Here is a 15465-nt window from a genome sequence, read left to right on the forward strand (position 1 = left end):
CCCCAGAAAGCAGCCTCGATGAAGATCCGCAACAGCGCCTTGGCCGGTATCGCACTCGCCGCCACCGCAGCCCTGGGACTGACCGCCTGCGGCGGCAGCACCTCACCGGCAGCCACTGTCTCGCCCTCCGGCACCGACGCCAAAGTCTCCGGCGAAATCACGGTGTACAACGCCCAGCACGAAAGCCTGACCAAGGAATGGATCGATGCCTTCACGGCTGAGACCGGCGTCAAGGTGACCATGCGCCAGGGTTCGGACACCGAGCTGTCCAACCAGATCGTCCAGGAAGGCGCGGCATCCCCGGCCGACGTTTTCCTCACCGAAAACTCGCCCGCCATGGCACAGGTTGAGAACGCCGGCCTCTTCGCCGACGTCGACAAAGCCACGGTTGACCAGGTTCCGGCCGAGTTCCGCCCCAGCACCAACAAGTGGACAGGCATTGCCGCCCGCTCCACCGTCCTGGTCTACGACAAGGCCAAGCTGACCGAGGACAAGCTCCCCAAGTCCATGCTTGACCTCGCCAAGCCGGAGTGGAAGGGCAAGTGGGCGGCTTCGCCGTCAGGCGCCGACTTCCAGGCCATTGTTGCGGCCCTGCTGGAACTCAAAGGCGAAGCCGCCACCCAGGAATGGCTGACGGGCATGAAGGAAAACTTCAAGGCCTACAAGGGCAACAGCACCGCCATGAAGGCAGTCAACGCCGGCGAAGTGGACGCGGCCCTGATCTACCACTACTACTACTACGGTGACCAGGCCAAGACCGGCGAGAACTCCAAGAACGTCACCCCGTACTACTTCAAGAACCAGGATCCGGGCGCGTTCCTGTCCATCTCCGGCGGCGGAGTGCTCAAGTCCGCAAAGAATGCCGCCGCCGGCCAGGCTTTCCTGAAGTTCATCACCGGCAAGAAGGGCCAGGAAGTGCTGAAGAACGGCACCTCCTTCGAATACGCCATCGCCTCGGATGTCGCGGCCAACGACAAGCTCGTTCCCGTCAAGGAACTGCAGGCACCCACCGTTGATCCGGCCAAGCTCAACTCCAAGACAGTCACCGAAATGATGACCAAGGCAGGACTCCTGTAATTCTGTGACCACTGATCTATCGGCTCCCCCGTCCACGGGGAGCACGACGACGGCGGGCCGGGGCAACAGCCCCCGCCCGCCTTTCGGCGTTTCCATAGTGTCCGTCCTGGCGGTGCTGATCGCCCTGTTTTCCCTCGTTCCGCTGGGATACGTCATCTACATGACGGCGGCGACCGGGTGGGACACCGCCGTCGAACTGATCTTCCGGCCACGGGTGGGAGAGCTCCTGCTCAACACCGTGCTCCTGATGCTGGCCACGGTGCCGCTCTGCCTCTTCCTGGGAGTGGGCGGCGCCTGGCTTGTGGAACGCACCCAGTTGCGCGGCCACAAAATCTGGGCCGTCCTCCTGGCTGCACCGCTGGCCATCCCGGCGTTCGTCAACAGCTACGCCTGGGTATCGGCCATCCCGTCGCTCGAGGGGCTCGGCTCCGGCGTCCTGATCGCCAGCCTCTCCTACTTTCCCCTCGTGTACATCCCTGCGGCCGCAACGCTCAGCCGCCTGGACCCGGCCATTGAACAGTCCGCCGCCGCGCTGGGGCTCGGCGCGTGGCGCGTCTTTTTCCGGGTGGTCCTCCCCCAGCTGCGCCTCGCCATGACCGGCGGCGCGCTCCTGGTGGGCCTGCATCTGCTCGCCGAATACGGCGCCTTCGCGATGATCCGCTTCGACACCTTCACCACCGCGATCATGGTCCAGTACCAGTCCACCTTCAACGGAACTGCCGGCAACATGCTGGCCAGCGTCCTGGTGTTCTTCTGCCTGATCCTGCTTGTGGTGGAGGCCCGCGGCCGCGGTACTGCCCGCTACGCCCGGGTGGGTTCCGGCGCCCAGGCCAAGGCACTGCGCCTTCCGCTGAACGCCTACCAGGCACCATCCCAGTTGGCGCTGCTTGCCCTGACGGCGCTGGCCTTCGGGCTCCCGCTGTTCTTTGTCCTGCGCTGGATCGGAGCAGGCGGCCCGGCCATCTGGTCGGCAGACGAATTCCTGCCGGCCCTCCTGACTACCCTGGGCTACGGCCTGGCCGGGGCTGTGGTGACCACCGTCGTCGCGTTCCCCATGGCCTACCTGGCGGTGCGGCACCCCAGCTGGTTCAGCAAGTCCTTGGAACTCTCCAACTACATCACCAGCTCGCTGCCCGGAATCGTAGTGGGGCTCGCATTCGTGACGGTCAGCATCAGGCTGGTCCCGGGCGTGTACCAGAGCGCAGGGTTGCTAGTGGCAGCCTACGTCCTGCTGTTCCTGCCGCGGGCGCTGGTCAACCTCCGCGCCGGCCTGGCCCAGGCACCCAAAGAACTCGACGAGGCCGCCCAGGCCCTGGGCAAACCGCCGCTGCTCTCGTTCATCCGGGTGACGCTGCGGCTCACGGCCCCGGCGGCCGCCGGCGGCGCGGCCCTGGTGTTCCTGGCCATCGCCAACGAACTCACCGCAACCCTCCTGCTCTCGCCCAACGGCACCCGGACGCTCGCCACCGAATTCTGGTCAAAAAGCAGCGAGATCGACTACGCCGGCGCTGCCCCGTACGCCCTGCTGATGATCCTGCTCTCGGCGCCCATGACCTACCTGCTCTTCCAACAGTCCAAGAAAGCGGCCGGACAGTGACCGAACAACCCCCCTCCAGGCTTCCCGAACCCCGGATCGCGGCATCGGTGGCACCGAGCACCAACAGCCACCTGACCATCACGGACGTGACCAAGAACTTCGGCTCCCAGGCCGTCCTCAAGGGCGTCAACCTGTCCGTGGCCAGGGGCGGCACTACGGCTATCGTGGGACCGTCCGGCTCCGGCAAAACCACCCTCCTGCGGCTGATCGCCGGCTTCGAACACCCGGACACCGGCAGCATTTCGCTCAGCGGCCACAAGATTGCCGGCGAAGGCGTCTGGCTGCCCGCGCACAAACGCCAGGTCGGATACGTGGCCCAGGACGGCGCCCTCTTCCCGCACCTGACCGTGGGCCAGAACATCGCGTTCGGCCTGGATGCACGCAAACTGCCCGGCGGCCGCGGTGCCGTTGCAGCCCGGATCAGCGAACTCCTGACGATGGTCTCCCTGGATGAGGGCATGAGCCGGCGGCGGCCCCACCAGCTCTCGGGCGGGCAACAGCAGCGCGTGGCGCTGGCCCGCGCACTGGCCCGGGAACCGGAACTGATGCTGCTGGACGAGCCGTTCTCAGCCCTCGACGCGGGCCTGCGCGTGGCCACCCGCCGCGCCGTAGCGAAGGTCCTGGCCGAGGCCGGCGTCACCACCATCCTGGTCACGCACGACCAGGCTGAAGCCCTCTCCTTTGCGGACCAGGTGGCCGTGATGCGCGGAGGCAAACTGGCCCAGATCGGCAACCCGTTTGTTGTCTACACCCGGCCGGCGGACCGCGAAACAGCCGAGTTCCTGGGCGATGCCGTCATCCTGGACGCGTGGATGGAAGGCTCGCTGGCCACCTGCTCCCTCGGCGGCATTCCGGTGCGGCGCCCGCCAGCCCAAGGCCTCGTGCAGCTGATGCTGCGGCCGGAGCAGATCCGCATCGCCGAGGACGGCCCCATCCGCGGCGTGGTGGTGGACACCGACTACTTCGGCCCGGAAACCACGGTACGGCTGAAGCTCGCCGTGCCCCCCGAGCTGGCGAGCGGCGCGGACCACCGCTACCCCGGCGGCGGAGAGGTCATCACCATCCGGCACTGGAACGCTTCGATCGCCCGGCCGGGGATGGAACTCTGCCTGCGGGTTGTGGGCGAGGCCGTAGCTTTCCCCGTCGATTCCTCCGCTGACTGAGCCCGTCCCTCCGGTGATTTAGTCCGTCACATGCGTCAGAGGTCCACCGGAGGCTTCTTCTTCTGCGGGTACAGCGTCTCCCCCCGGGCCAGCATCTCCACAAAGCCGGCGATCCTGGCCGCCCGGGTCTCCGGCTTCTTGGCGGTGTTGGTCCGGTAGATCATCGCGTACCGGTTCACCGATGTCAGCACCTCGAACATTGCCTGCGCCGCGGGGACGGCGGCAATGGCGGCGGCCAGGTCGGGCGGAACCTCCGCTGTCCCCTGCCCGCCATACGCTGCGTCCCAACGCCCGTCCGCCTTGGCGCTTTCGACGGCGGCCCTGCCGGCGTCCGTCATCCTGCCCTCGGCTTCCAGCCGGGCCACGTGCCCTACGTTGCGGGCGGACCACGGGCTCTTCCGGACGCGGCGGGTCATGCGCTGGAAGTAGCTCCCGGCGTCGCGCTTCCTGATTTGGCCATCGATCCATCCGAAGCACAGCGCCTCATCGAGCGCGGCGTCGTAGTCCAGGTCAGTGACATCGCCGCCCTTCTTGTGGAGTATGAGCCACACGCCCGGACTGTCCTTGTGGTTGGCTTCCAGCCACCGCCGCCACGCCGCCGCGTCCGGCACCAGCAGTTCCTCCAGTTCAATGGCCATGGCCCCATTCTGCCTGCGACCTGCCCGCCAATGGCACTGTTCCGCCCGATTCAGGGCGTGGCATGATGGCCGTGTCTGCCCGTTCTCAACGCGAGGAGAAAGCCCATGCTGCGTATCCGCCCCATCCACTTCACGTCCCGGCCGGACGCCTGGGAGGAACTTCTGACGGCTTTGGGCATGGTCAAGACAGTTGATGAAGGCCCCTGGCGCGAGTTCGACTCCGGTGCCGGCCGGCTGGCCCTGCACCTGGCAGAGGCCGGCGCGGCAGACGATGGCAACACGGCCCTGGGCGTCGAGGTGGGCGATCTGGCAGAGTTTGGCCGCCGCACCAACCTCGCCGCGGCTGAATCCGGAACCACCAACGCGGACATCATCGCCGCGGACCACGGCGAGTCGTGCCGCATCTCCTGCACTGACGGCTTCAGCTTCCTGGCCGACAAAGCCGCCCACGGCGCCCAGTGCGCCGACGCGGACCCGGCCCTCGCCGTCGTCGGGGTCTGGTTCACCCCGGATCCCGGTGCTGCGGCGGTGACGCTGCAGGACATCGGCGCCAGGTTCCGCCCTGTCCCGGACGCCGACGAAACGGCCGATTTCACCGCCAAGAACGGCGGGGTGCTGATGGTGCGTCCCGCATCCGGCCGCCCGCGGTCCGGCCTGGGATTCGAGTACGACGGCGACCTGCACGCCGTGCGCGAACGGCTCGCTGCTGCGGGAATCGGCTTCTCCGAGACGGAGGAGGCCTTTGCGAGGACCCTGCACGTGGCCAACCCGGATGCGGCGGGACGCGCCGGCGGCGCCACGCCCGACGGACACGTGCCGCCCACCCTCTGGGTCACCCAGCGGCTCGCCACGCAATGATCGGCAGGTGAGGTTTCGGCGCTTTCGGCGACGCTTTACGCCGAGAGCTCACTCCTCAGAGACCCCTGCACCCCGATGGGGTAGAACTTAACCATGAACGTTCGCACTCCTGACCCGAATCCCGGCTGGCTTTCCGAAGAAGACCTCTTTGAGGCCCGCGGGAGGCTTCCCATGATCTACGTGGAAGCCGTTCCGGTCAGGCTGGATCCGCTGGGATTCGTGAACGAGGTGGGCACGCTGCTGCAGGCCGATGAAGACGGCACTATGATCAGGTCGCTGGTTTCGGGCCGCGTGATCTACCGTGAGACCATCCGCGCCGCGCTCCTGCGCCACATGGAGAAAGACCTTGGACCGCTCGCCTTTCCCCAGCTGCCCATCAGTCCGGTGCCCTTCACCGTGGCCGAATACTTCCCCGCCCCGTCCCACACCGGCTTCACCGACGACCGCCAACACGCCGTGTCGCTGGTCTACGTCATTCCGGTAACGGGCGAATGCGAGCCGCGCCAGGATGCCCTGGAACTGACATGGATGACACCCGAGGAAGTGCTCAGCCCCGATGTCCAGCTCGAGTTCAGCGGCGGCCGCGGCGCCCTCATCCGCCAGGCGCTGGCCTTCGCGGGAGTGGGCTTCTAAGCCCCGCGCGATCCCCGGGGTCCCCGACTTCCGGCCCCTGCCTTTGTAGACTGTAGGGCGGACCGCAAGAGAATTTAAGGACTTTGATGACCGAAACACCAGCCTCCCGGTACTACAGCGAACAGCAGGCTGGATCTCTGACCACCGGCGACCAGCTTCTCCTCCCGGATGGTGAACGGACCGCGGAAATCCAGCAGGTTGAGGTCCAGTCCGATGACTACGGCGCCCCCGCAGTGGTGCTGGCGAGCCTTTCCGGCGGCGGCACAGTGCGCATCGCCGCAGGCTCGGCCGTGAAGATCCTGGACACCACCGTCCATGACGAAACGCCCGACGCCGGCACGCAACTGTCCCTGGCTGTGGAACCCGCCGGAGGGGAACCCGCGGACGCCCCGGCGGCCCCCGCCGTCGTCGTACCTCCTCTGCCTGCCATCCCGCCCGCGGTGAGCGGGCCCTCCGCAGCCGACCTCGCACGCATCCCAACGCCGCAGGGCACCCCGGAAGCGGTGGTGGAGGCTGCCGCCGAAGCCCATCCGGATGCCGTCGGGGTGCTGCTGTTGGCGGACAAGCTGACCAAGGGCATCAACTTCAAGTCCGGGAGCTGCCTCAAGGACCTCAGCGACCTTGCCCACGAACTGTTCATCACCCTCAAGGACCCCGACGGTGCGCTGGCGGTGGCTGACCTGCTCAACGTCCTGCCGTTCGACGGAAACCCGGGCAGATGGGCGTCCGTGGAAGCATCGCTTGCCCTCTCCAGCTACATCTGCCGCCAGGACCGGCAGGAGGAACGCGCCGAGGTGTACGAAAAGATGCTGCGCGCTCCGGAGAGCCAGGAAACGGACCCGTTCAAGGCCCGGATGAACGCCAAGATCCGCCAGCGCTCCCTGAACGAGCCGAACCTGTACGACAAAGAAATCTTCCGCTCCATCGACAACTCGAACCACGAGGCCGAGCGGGAGTGGAGGCTGCTGCGCCTTGAGTCCCTGCTCTTCCTGCGGGCCCACGGCGGGTCCGAATCCATTGGCGACGGCGAACTCCAGCGCCGGATCAGCAACGAACTCGAGGCCGTCAGGGCCTGAGCTGCCGGGCTGAGGGCATTAGCCCCTACCCTTCGGCTGTGCCGGAGTTGTACATTCGGGCTATGACGAACAATCTGAGCGTAGTGATCAATGCTGATGCGCCGCAGGTTTGGACCATGCTGCGCGAACCGGCCAAAGTAGCGCAGTGGCACGGCTGGGAGGCCGATGAACTCGCGGCCGAGATCAATGAGATCTACTTCCATAAGGACGTGGTCGAAGCCCCGGACCACACCAGCCTGACCACCCACGGCGGGGACGTTTTCGACCTGAAGCCGGTGCCCGGCGGTACTTTGGTCAGTGTCACGCGGGCGGCCCTGGACCACAATTCGGAGTGGGCGGCCTGGGACGAGGACATCACGCAGGGCTGGCTGACCTTCCTCCAGCAACTCCGCTTCGCCCTGGAACACCACCCCCACGGCAAGAGGCACACCCTGTTCTTCGAGTTTCCGGGCACACCCGGCTCCGTCATCGAGAAACTGGGACTTGCGGACGTGCCCAAGCCCGGCGAGAAGTACGGACTGACGCTGGCCACCGGCGAGGAGATCACGGGCAAGGTCTGGTACCGCAGCAACCACCAGGTGGGGCTTACCGTCCACAGTTACGCGGAGCACGGCGACGGCCTGCTGATCGTGGCGGACCAGCCTGTCATCGAGAACATCAGGCCCCACGGCGGCGCCCTGGTGATCGCTTCCACGTACGATCTCGGCGCGCACAAGCTGGAGTCCATCAGCTCGCTCTGGGAGGGCTGGCGGACTGAGAACTACCCCGCAACGGAGGCGGCCCACTGAAGGATCGGCGCTGTTTGCTGACACACTGGAACCGTGCCAGCCAACCCTGCCTCTGCCCTGCCCGCCGCCGCGACGCCCCCTCCCGGGGCGGCTCCTGCGGCGGCTGCTGACCAGTCACAGTTTTCTTTCACCGTTGGCACCCGGCTGGCCGAGCGTTGCCCGCCGTCGTCCGCCCAGGAGGCCGCCAACGGCGGCGGGTTCCTGGGCCGTACGGGCACCATCACCACTCCGCACGGCGAGATCCGGACGCCCGCTTTCATCGCCGTCGGGACCAAGGCCACCGTGAAGTCCGTGTTGCCCGAATCCATGGCGGAACTCGGCGCGCAGGCGCTTCTGGCCAACGCCTACCACCTGTACCTGCAGCCGGGCGCGGATGTCCTTGACGAGGCCGGCGGGCTGGGCGCCTTCATGAACTGGTCCGGGCCCACCTTCACGGACTCCGGCGGGTTCCAGGTGATGAGCCTGGGCTCGGGTTTCAAGAAGGTCATTGACATGAAGACGATTGCTGCCGCGGGCGCGGCCGGACCCGACGACGCCGTGGCCCCCGGCAAGGAACGCCTCGCCCATATTGACGACGACGGCGTGTGGTTCAAGTCGCACCTGAACGGTGACCGGCACCGTTTCTCCCCGGAGATCTCCATGCGGGTCCAGCACCAGATCGGCGCTGACATCATGTTCGCCTTCGACGAGCTGACCACCCTCCAGAACTCCCGCGGCTACCAGGAAGAATCGCTGGAGCGCACCAGGCTCTGGGCCCTGCGCTGCCTCGAGGAGCATTTCCGGCTGACCTCGTCCCGGGTGGGCAAGCCGTACCAGGCCCTCTTCGGCGTCATCCAGGGCGCCCAGTACGAGGACCTGCGCCGCAAGGCCTGCAGGGACCTCGGCGCCATGGACTTCGACGGCTACGGGATCGGCGGGGCGCTGGAAAAGGAGAACCTGGGCACGATTGTCCGCTGGTGCAACGAGGAACTGCCGGAGGACAAGCCACGCCACCTGCTGGGCATCTCCGAACCGGACGACATCTTCACCGCCATCGAAAACGGCGCGGACACCTTTGACTGCGTCTCGCCCACCCGGGTGGCCCGCAACTCCGCGTTCTACACCCCCACCGGCCGGTACAACCTCTCCGGCGCCAAGTACAAGCGCGACTTCGGGCCGCTGCAGGAAGGGTGCGACTGCTACGCCTGCGCCAACTACTCCCGCGCGTACATCCACCACCTCTACAAGGCCAAGGAAATGCTCTCGGCCACGCTGATCTCCATCCACAACGAGCGCTTTGTGGTGAAGATGGTGGACGACGCCCGGCTGGCCATCGAGTCCGGCACCTTCTTCGACTTCAAAGCCGAGACCCTGGCGCAGTACTACTCCTGAGCGTGCGCCGCCTCTGGCCCCCTCCGCGCCATTTCGACGGTTCCCTGCGCACTCGACGGCTGCGAACATCGTGTGCGCAGGGAACCGTCGAACCGGGCTTGTCCACATACCAACTCCACGGTCTAGCCGCGGCCAGGGCGGCCGGCGGAGGCTGGGGCCCATGGCAAAGGAAACTACCCGCGGTCTTCCGGTTGGAGTGGGCCTGTGGCGGACCGGGCAGCTGCTGGAGGCAGGCCTCAACGCACGGGCCATCGCTGCATTGGTCCGGTCTCAGGAACTGGTGCGGCTCAGACGCGGCTGCTATATCCGCAGCAGCATCTGGGCGAATCAGAAGCCCTGGGTGCGGAGCCGCCAACTGATCGCCGCACATGCCCATGGAACGCTGACGACGTCGGGCGGCGGCTTTGTGTACAGCCACACCTCGGCCGCCCGGCTCCATGGGCTGTACCTGTGGGATGTCGACGATCTCGTCCACATCACGCAGCAGACATGCCCCTCGCGTGTATCCCACGGCAAAGACGTGGTGGCACACACGCGGACACTGGAGGCCGGAGCCGTCATCTTCGTGGATGGTCTGCCCTGCACGTCGCTGGAGCGGACCGTCGTGGATTGCTGCCTCATGCTGAACTACAGGCAGTCCTTGATCTTGATGGACCACGGTTTGCGGAAGGGCGCGGATGTGGAGAAGCTGCGGACCATGTGCTCTGCATTGGCTGGAAGGAACGGAGTCCTGGCACTTCGCCGGGCCATCGAAAACAGCGATGCCCGGTCCGAATCTCCTGGCGAAACGCTCTCCCGCGAGCTTCTCCAACGGCTCTGCATCGAGCAGCCTGAACTTCAGGTGGTCGTAAGGTCGGCGGAGGGCCAGCACCGCCTTGACTTCGCCTGGCGGGACAGGAAAGTGGCCTTGGAATTTGACGGCAAGGTGAAGTACTTCGACTACCAGCCCACGGACGAGGCCATCTTCGCCGAACGCCAGCGCGAAAAGGCCTTGATGGCCCTCGGCTGGACCTTCATCCGGGTCGAGTGGAAACACCTCTTCCGCGAACAGGAGTTCAAGATGACCGTGCTCCAGGCCCTCCGGAGGCAAGCAGCAGCCTAGGGTCCGTCCATTTCGCTGGTTCCCTGCACACTCGACGTCGGCGAACGTCGTGTGCGCAGGGAACCGTCGAAACGGAGCGGCGGCAGGGTTAGGCAGCAGTTACGCGGCGTTCGTCACGGCCGAGGTCGGTACGCCGTAGCTCGGTTCGCGCTTCTTGATCCAGCCGATCACCAAGGACGTCACCGGCACGAACAGGAACTCCACGAGGGTTTTGTAGACGAAGCCCACCACCACGTAGTTCACGAACATGCCGAAGTCTGTGATGCCGATGACGGAGGCGGCGATGCTGCAGAAGATCAGGGTGTCCACGAACTCGCCGGCGACGGACGAGCCCATGATGCGCGCCCACAGGGACTTCTCCCCGGTGCGGGCCTTCATCTTCACCAGGATCCACGAGTTGATGGTCTGGCCCGCGAGGAACGCCAGCAGCGAGGCGAGGACAATCTGCGGAACCGGGCCAAGCGCGCCCTCGAGGGCAGCCTGCTTGGATGTGCCGAACTCATCGTCGAAGCCGGGCAGGGCAATGATGATCCAGTAGCAGACGGAGGCGAAGACCGACAATGCGAAGGTGGTGAAAATGGCTTTGCGGGCCACCTTGAAGCCGTAGACCTCGCTGATCACATCGCCAAGGATGTAGGCCAAGGGGAACAGGAAGAACCCGCCGTCGGTGATGATCGGGCCGATCGCCACACCCTTGGATGCGCCGATGTTGGACAGGATCAGCACTACGGCCATAACGGCCAGCATGATGCCGAAGTAGGGCGATCCGATGGATGCGAATTTCGGCGCCGTCCGTGCGGAGTCGGCGAGGTTCAGGGCGTCAGGGCCTGAGGGCGAAGGCATGGGGATTCCGTTTCGTAGTGGTTCGCTCGGGTCTGCGCACCATCCAGGGGATCGTGCGTGACACCGGCTGTATTAGCACTGTCACGCCATTCTCCCACCGAACAGGCGCAACCATGTTCTGAACATGTTCAGTTCCGTGGCATGTCCGGATGGCAGGATGGAACCATGACTTTCGCTTCAACTGACTCCCAGTCCCCAGCCGATACTCCCGCCCTTGCTCCCGCGGTCGTCCTGACTATTGCGGGCTCCGAAGCCACGGGCGGCGCCGGCGCCCAAGCCGATCTGAAGACGTTCCAGGAGTTGGGCGTCTTCGGCATCGCCAACCTGACGTGCATCGTTTCGTTCAATCCGAACGACAACTGGAACCACCGCTTTGTGCCGGTGGACCAGCAGGTAATCGCGGACCAGCTGGAAGCCACGACGGCGGCGTATGGGCCGGTCCTGGACGCGGTGAAGATCGGCATGCTGGGCAGCCCTGCGACCATCAGCACCGTTGCGGACGCTCTTTCGGGCGCAGGTTTCCGCCATGTGGTCCTGGATCCGGTGCTCATCTGCAAGGGCCAGGAGCCAGGCCATGCGCTGGACACCGACCTTGCCCTGAAGGCCCAGATCCTGCCGCTGGCCACGTTCGTCACGCCCAACCACTTCGAGGCGGAGTCGCTGTCCGGCCTGGCGATCACCGACGTCGAGTCCCTCAAAACCGCAGCCATCCGCATCCACGAGCTCAGCGGCGCCGCAGTACTCGCCAAGGGCGGCGTTCGGCTGGCAGGCCCTGACGCCGTCGACGTCTACTACGACGGCGAGACCCTCGAGGTCCTCAGCGTGCCCAAGGTGGGCGAGGTTGCCGTGTCCGGTGCAGGCTGCTCACTTGCCGCGGCAGTGACGGCCGAGCTGGCCAAAGGCGCCACGCCGCTGGAGGCAGCCCGGACCGCCAAGGCCTTCGTCACCGCCGGCATCCGCAACCGGGTTGCCTCGGACGCCCCGTTCGATGCCCTCTGGCAGGGCGGCGCCCGCTAAAAGCCAGCCCGCACCCTCTGGCACTTCCTGCAGGATTTTCCCAAACCCTCTGGCCACCGGGCGCCCCCTAAACAGCGTCAGGAGCGGGGGTCGGCCACGATTCCCATGAACAGCGGCAGGCCGGTCTCCACGTGCACGATCTGGTAGTGGAACGGCCGGTCGAAGTCGATGGTCCGATCGGGTTCCGGCGGTGCGCTGGTGGCCATTCCGTTGATCTGGGTGACGGCGGCGGCAACAGTACCTTTTTCCGCCACGGTGATGTTCGCAGCCTGGGCGGCCTGGGTGATCATCATCTGCGGCTGGATGTTGTTGAAGTCCTCAGTGGTGTTCAGGGTCCTGACGAGTCCCATGGACCCAAAGACCTTCCGCAGGTCAAAGCTTGATTCGTGGTCCCAGCGGGGCAGCTGGATCTGCACTGACTCCAGCTGGGCCGCGTCAAAGGCGTCCGCGATTTCCGCGAGTTGCTCCGCGTCGAACGCTGCGGCGGCGGGGCGGTCCGCGGGGTTGGTCCCGGCGCCCGGCAACACTAACCGCATGACGAAACCGTCAGCGTAGGGCAGGTCCACGCCGCTCCAACCAGCCCCCTCCGCGTACTTCATCCCAAGCTCGTTATGCATGGCGGGCACGTCGATTTCCTCCCCGGCGGAGGTGGTAAACGGCAGATCGGAGGTGGCATTCGGATCGAATGGATCGCTCCAGGCGGAGGCGAAGTACAGGGAATTGAGCAGGCTGAAGGTGTTGTCCGGATCGTACTTTGCCGGGGCCTCCTTGATCCGGCCGCCCGTGTTCCGGTTCACCCAGGCGTCGATGGCCGGTTTCGTGGCACCCTCATTGCTGAAGTCCACCGGATAGACGCCGGTCCCATAATGCCGGGCCAAAGTCTCCAGGAACGAAGCCCCCGTGGGAACGTCCTTGTCCACAAACAGCCCGTTGGCGGCGTGCATGACCGGCTTCCGCGGCGGGTTGTCCTCGTCCACCGCACCGGGGTCGCCGTCGAACTTCTCGAGTAGGCCGAGCACAGCGTTCATTGCTTCATCGCGATTGTCCGCGGGAAACTTCAGGACGCTGTCCATCTCAGCCGCCGTCTCGCCGGACGCTGCCGCCCGGAGCATCGACAGGGCAATCAGCAGGCTCGCGGGCGAGGACACCACGTTCCCCCTGGAGCCGTCGCCGGCGTCGGCCAGCAGCGCCTCGCCGAGCCGGAAGGCGGACGCCCGGAAGGAACGCAGCTCGGCGGCGTACGCCGCGCGGTCCACCGAAACCCGTTCCACGCCGTCGGCCGTCAGCAGCTCCGGCGGGGGCGACGCCGCCGAACACGCGGTGAGTGCCGCCAGTGCACCGGCGGTCGCGGCTCTGGCCGCGCGGAATGTCCTCATTTTCTCCCCCTGATTTATGGCTGGCCGACGTCGGGCGGGACTCCGCCTGCTTCTCGAGTCAACCAGCCTGCCCGCCGCAGGACGATGCCCGTAGGGTCACGGTTTGCCGTCGTTTCGGTCTCGGAAACGGACGACGGCGGACTCACGCCGCGGGCCGCGCGAAGCTAGCTTCGGGGAATGTTCCGCAGGTTGCTCCGTGCCATGCTGACCGCTTCCCCGGCTCCCCGGTTCAGGACCACCTTGGACATGGCGGTGGCGAAGCCCAGGACCTGTGACCCCGAGATCTTCGGCGGGAGGGACAGGGCCAAGGGATCCGTCACCAGCTCCACCAGCGACGGGCCCGGATGCGCGAACGCTTCGCGGTACGCCTCTTCGATGCGGGCTGGGTCGGTGACACGGACCGCATGGAAGCCCAGCGCCCGGGCAACGGCGGCGTAGTCGGCGTCGGGCACATCCACGCCAAAGTCCGGCAGCCCGTCCACAAGCATTTCCAGCTTCACCATGCCCAGCGTGGAATTGTTGAACACCACCACGTTGACGGGCAGTTTGTGGGCGGCCACCGTGATGAGCTCCCCGAGGAGCATCGACAGTCCGCCGTCCCCGGAAACCGAGATGACCTGGCGCCCGGGATAGGCCAATTGCGCTCCGATGGCATGGGGCAGCGCGTTGGCCATCGAGCCATGGAGGAAGGATCCGATCAGCCTGCGGGTCCCCAGCGGGTTGATGTACCGGGCGGTCCAGACGTTGCACATTCCGGTATCGGCCGTGAAGATGGCGTCCTCCGCGGCGATCTGGTCCAGCAACGAGGCGGCGTACTCGGGGTGGATGGGTTGCTTCTTCTCCACCTTGCGCGTGTAGGCGCCCACGGCCTTGTTCATCAGGCGGTCGTGCTTCCTGAGCATCCGGTCCAGGAAACGCCGGCTCTTCTTCTGCGTCAACAGGGGCATCAGTGCGGCGAGGGTGGGCAGCACGTCGCCATGGACGGCAACGTCGACGTCGGTCCGCCGGCCGAGCTTGTGCGCGGCCCGGTCTACCTGGGCGGTCCGGGTCCCGGGAAGGAACTGGTCGTACGGGAAGTCGGTGCCCAGCAGGACAAGCAGGTCGGCATCCTCGATACCCTCGGCCGCGGCGCCGTAGCCCAGCAGGCCCGTCATCCCGATGTCGTACGGGTTGTCATACTGCATGAAATCCTTGCCGCGGAGCGTGTGGCCGATCGGGGCGTGGATCCGTTCGGCCAGGGCAATGACCTCGTCATGGGCGCCCTGCACGCCGGCCCCGGCAAAGATGGCCACCTTGCCGGCCCCGTTGATGGCCTCGGCGAGGTCCCTGACGCTTGCCTGGTCCGGGACCAGGCGCGCGGGCCGGAACGTCGCGGGCAGCGGCGTTTCACCGACCGCATCCAGCCCGGCGATGTCGCCCGGAAGAGTGACGACGGCGACTCCACCGAGGCCGAGGGCGTGCTGGATCGCGCTGTGCATCACCCGAGGAGCCTGCTCGGCGGTGCTGATCATCTCCGAATAGACGGAGCATTCGTTGAAGAGCCGGTCCGGGTGGGTTTCCTGGAAGAAGCTGCTGCCAATCTGTTTGCTGGGGATATGGGACGCGATGGCAAGGACGGGAGCTTCGGACCGGTTGGCGTCGTACAACCCGTTGATCAGGTGCAGGTTTCCCGGGCCGCAGGAGCCGGCGCAGACCGCGAGCCTGCCGGTCAGCTGCGCTTCGGCCGCAGCAGCGAACGCGGCCGCTTCCTCGTGCCGGACGTGGATCCAGTCGATCCCGCCCTGCTTGGCACCGCCGGTCTGGCGGACAGCGTCGACGATCGGGTTGAGGCTGTCCCCCACGATCCCGTAGATCCGCTGCACGCCGGCAGCCTGGAGTTGTTCGACGAGCTGGGTTGCAAGTTCCTTGGCCATAAGTCCGCACTCC

14 protein-coding genes are annotated in these 15465 nt (G+C 66.3%); 10 read left to right on the forward strand and 4 right to left on the reverse strand.

The window, feature by feature from the left end:
- The first annotated feature begins 18 nt into the window (after nt 1-18).
- The 3 genes from ABIA70_RS12630 to ABIA70_RS12640 are packed head-to-tail and all read left to right on the forward strand — an operon-like array spanning nt 19 to nt 3837.
- The gene (locus tag ABIA70_RS12630; protein ID WP_354147912.1) at nt 19-1077 is read left to right on the forward strand and encodes an iron ABC transporter substrate-binding protein; all 1059 of its coding nucleotides are present in this window, start codon (nt 19-21) and stop codon (nt 1075-1077) included.
- 4 nt (nt 1078-1081) lie between these two features.
- Entirely contained in the window at nt 1082-2674 is a 1593-nt protein-coding gene (locus tag ABIA70_RS12635; protein WP_354147913.1) for an ABC transporter permease, read from the forward strand.
- Complete coding sequence (locus ABIA70_RS12640) at nt 2671-3837, forward strand: ABC transporter ATP-binding protein (RefSeq protein WP_354147914.1); 1167 nt, start codon at nt 2671-2673, stop codon at nt 3835-3837. The genes ABIA70_RS12635 and ABIA70_RS12640 overlap by 4 nt, the downstream gene beginning before the upstream one ends.
- Before the next feature lie 35 nt (nt 3838-3872).
- On the opposite strand, the gene ABIA70_RS12645 is transcribed toward ABIA70_RS12640, so the two are convergent.
- A complete protein-coding gene (locus tag ABIA70_RS12645; RefSeq protein ID WP_354147915.1) occupies nt 3873-4475 on the reverse strand; it encodes a YdeI/OmpD-associated family protein in 603 nt (200 codons plus the stop codon).
- Between the two features lie 105 nt (nt 4476-4580).
- Between ABIA70_RS12645 and ABIA70_RS12650 the strand changes: the two genes are divergently transcribed.
- From ABIA70_RS12650 to ABIA70_RS12675, 6 genes are all read left to right on the forward strand, one after another.
- On the forward strand, nt 4581-5333 hold the full coding sequence (locus ABIA70_RS12650) for a VOC family protein (protein WP_354147916.1): 753 nt from the start codon (nt 4581-4583) through the stop codon (nt 5331-5333).
- 93 nt (nt 5334-5426) lie between these two features.
- The gene (locus tag ABIA70_RS12655) at nt 5427-5966 is read left to right on the forward strand and encodes an NUDIX hydrolase family protein (RefSeq protein ID WP_354147917.1); all 540 of its coding nucleotides are present in this window, start codon (nt 5427-5429) and stop codon (nt 5964-5966) included.
- 86 nt (nt 5967-6052) lie between these two features.
- Nucleotides 6053-7042, forward strand: coding sequence for a DUF6707 family protein (locus tag ABIA70_RS12660; protein ID WP_354147918.1), 990 nt, complete (start codon nt 6053-6055; stop codon nt 7040-7042).
- A gap of 62 nt (nt 7043-7104) precedes the next feature.
- Entirely contained in the window at nt 7105-7830 is a 726-nt protein-coding gene (locus ABIA70_RS12665) for an SRPBCC family protein (RefSeq protein WP_354147919.1), read from the forward strand.
- Between the two features lie 33 nt (nt 7831-7863).
- Nucleotides 7864-9201, forward strand: coding sequence for a tRNA guanosine(34) transglycosylase Tgt (tgt, locus tag ABIA70_RS12670; protein ID WP_354147920.1), 1338 nt, complete (start codon nt 7864-7866; stop codon nt 9199-9201).
- 160 nt (nt 9202-9361) lie between these two features.
- Nucleotides 9362-10303, forward strand: coding sequence for a hypothetical protein (locus tag ABIA70_RS12675; RefSeq protein WP_354147921.1), 942 nt, complete (start codon nt 9362-9364; stop codon nt 10301-10303).
- Between the two features lie 99 nt (nt 10304-10402).
- Here the strand turns inward: ABIA70_RS12675 and ABIA70_RS12680 are convergent, their stop codons facing one another.
- A complete protein-coding gene (locus tag ABIA70_RS12680) occupies nt 10403-11146 on the reverse strand; it encodes a queuosine precursor transporter (protein ID WP_354147922.1) in 744 nt (247 codons plus the stop codon).
- Nucleotides 11147-11311: 165 nt separating this feature from the next.
- Between ABIA70_RS12680 and ABIA70_RS12685 the strand changes: the two genes are divergently transcribed.
- The gene (locus ABIA70_RS12685; RefSeq protein WP_354147923.1) at nt 11312-12163 is read left to right on the forward strand and encodes a hydroxymethylpyrimidine/phosphomethylpyrimidine kinase; all 852 of its coding nucleotides are present in this window, start codon (nt 11312-11314) and stop codon (nt 12161-12163) included.
- Between the two features lie 77 nt (nt 12164-12240).
- Here the strand turns inward: ABIA70_RS12685 and ABIA70_RS12690 are convergent, their stop codons facing one another.
- Complete coding sequence (locus tag ABIA70_RS12690; protein ID WP_354147924.1) at nt 12241-13539, reverse strand: serpin family protein; 1299 nt, start codon at nt 13537-13539, stop codon at nt 12241-12243.
- 164 nt (nt 13540-13703) lie between these two features.
- Nucleotides 13704-15452, reverse strand: coding sequence for a pyruvate dehydrogenase (locus ABIA70_RS12695; protein ID WP_354147925.1), 1749 nt, complete (start codon nt 15450-15452; stop codon nt 13704-13706).
- Between the last annotated feature and the right edge of the window lie 13 nt (nt 15453-15465).

It is taken from the genome of Arthrobacter sp. 754 (assembly GCF_040548695.1).
In the GTDB taxonomy this organism is placed as follows: Bacteria; Actinomycetota; Actinomycetes; order Actinomycetales; family Micrococcaceae; genus Arthrobacter.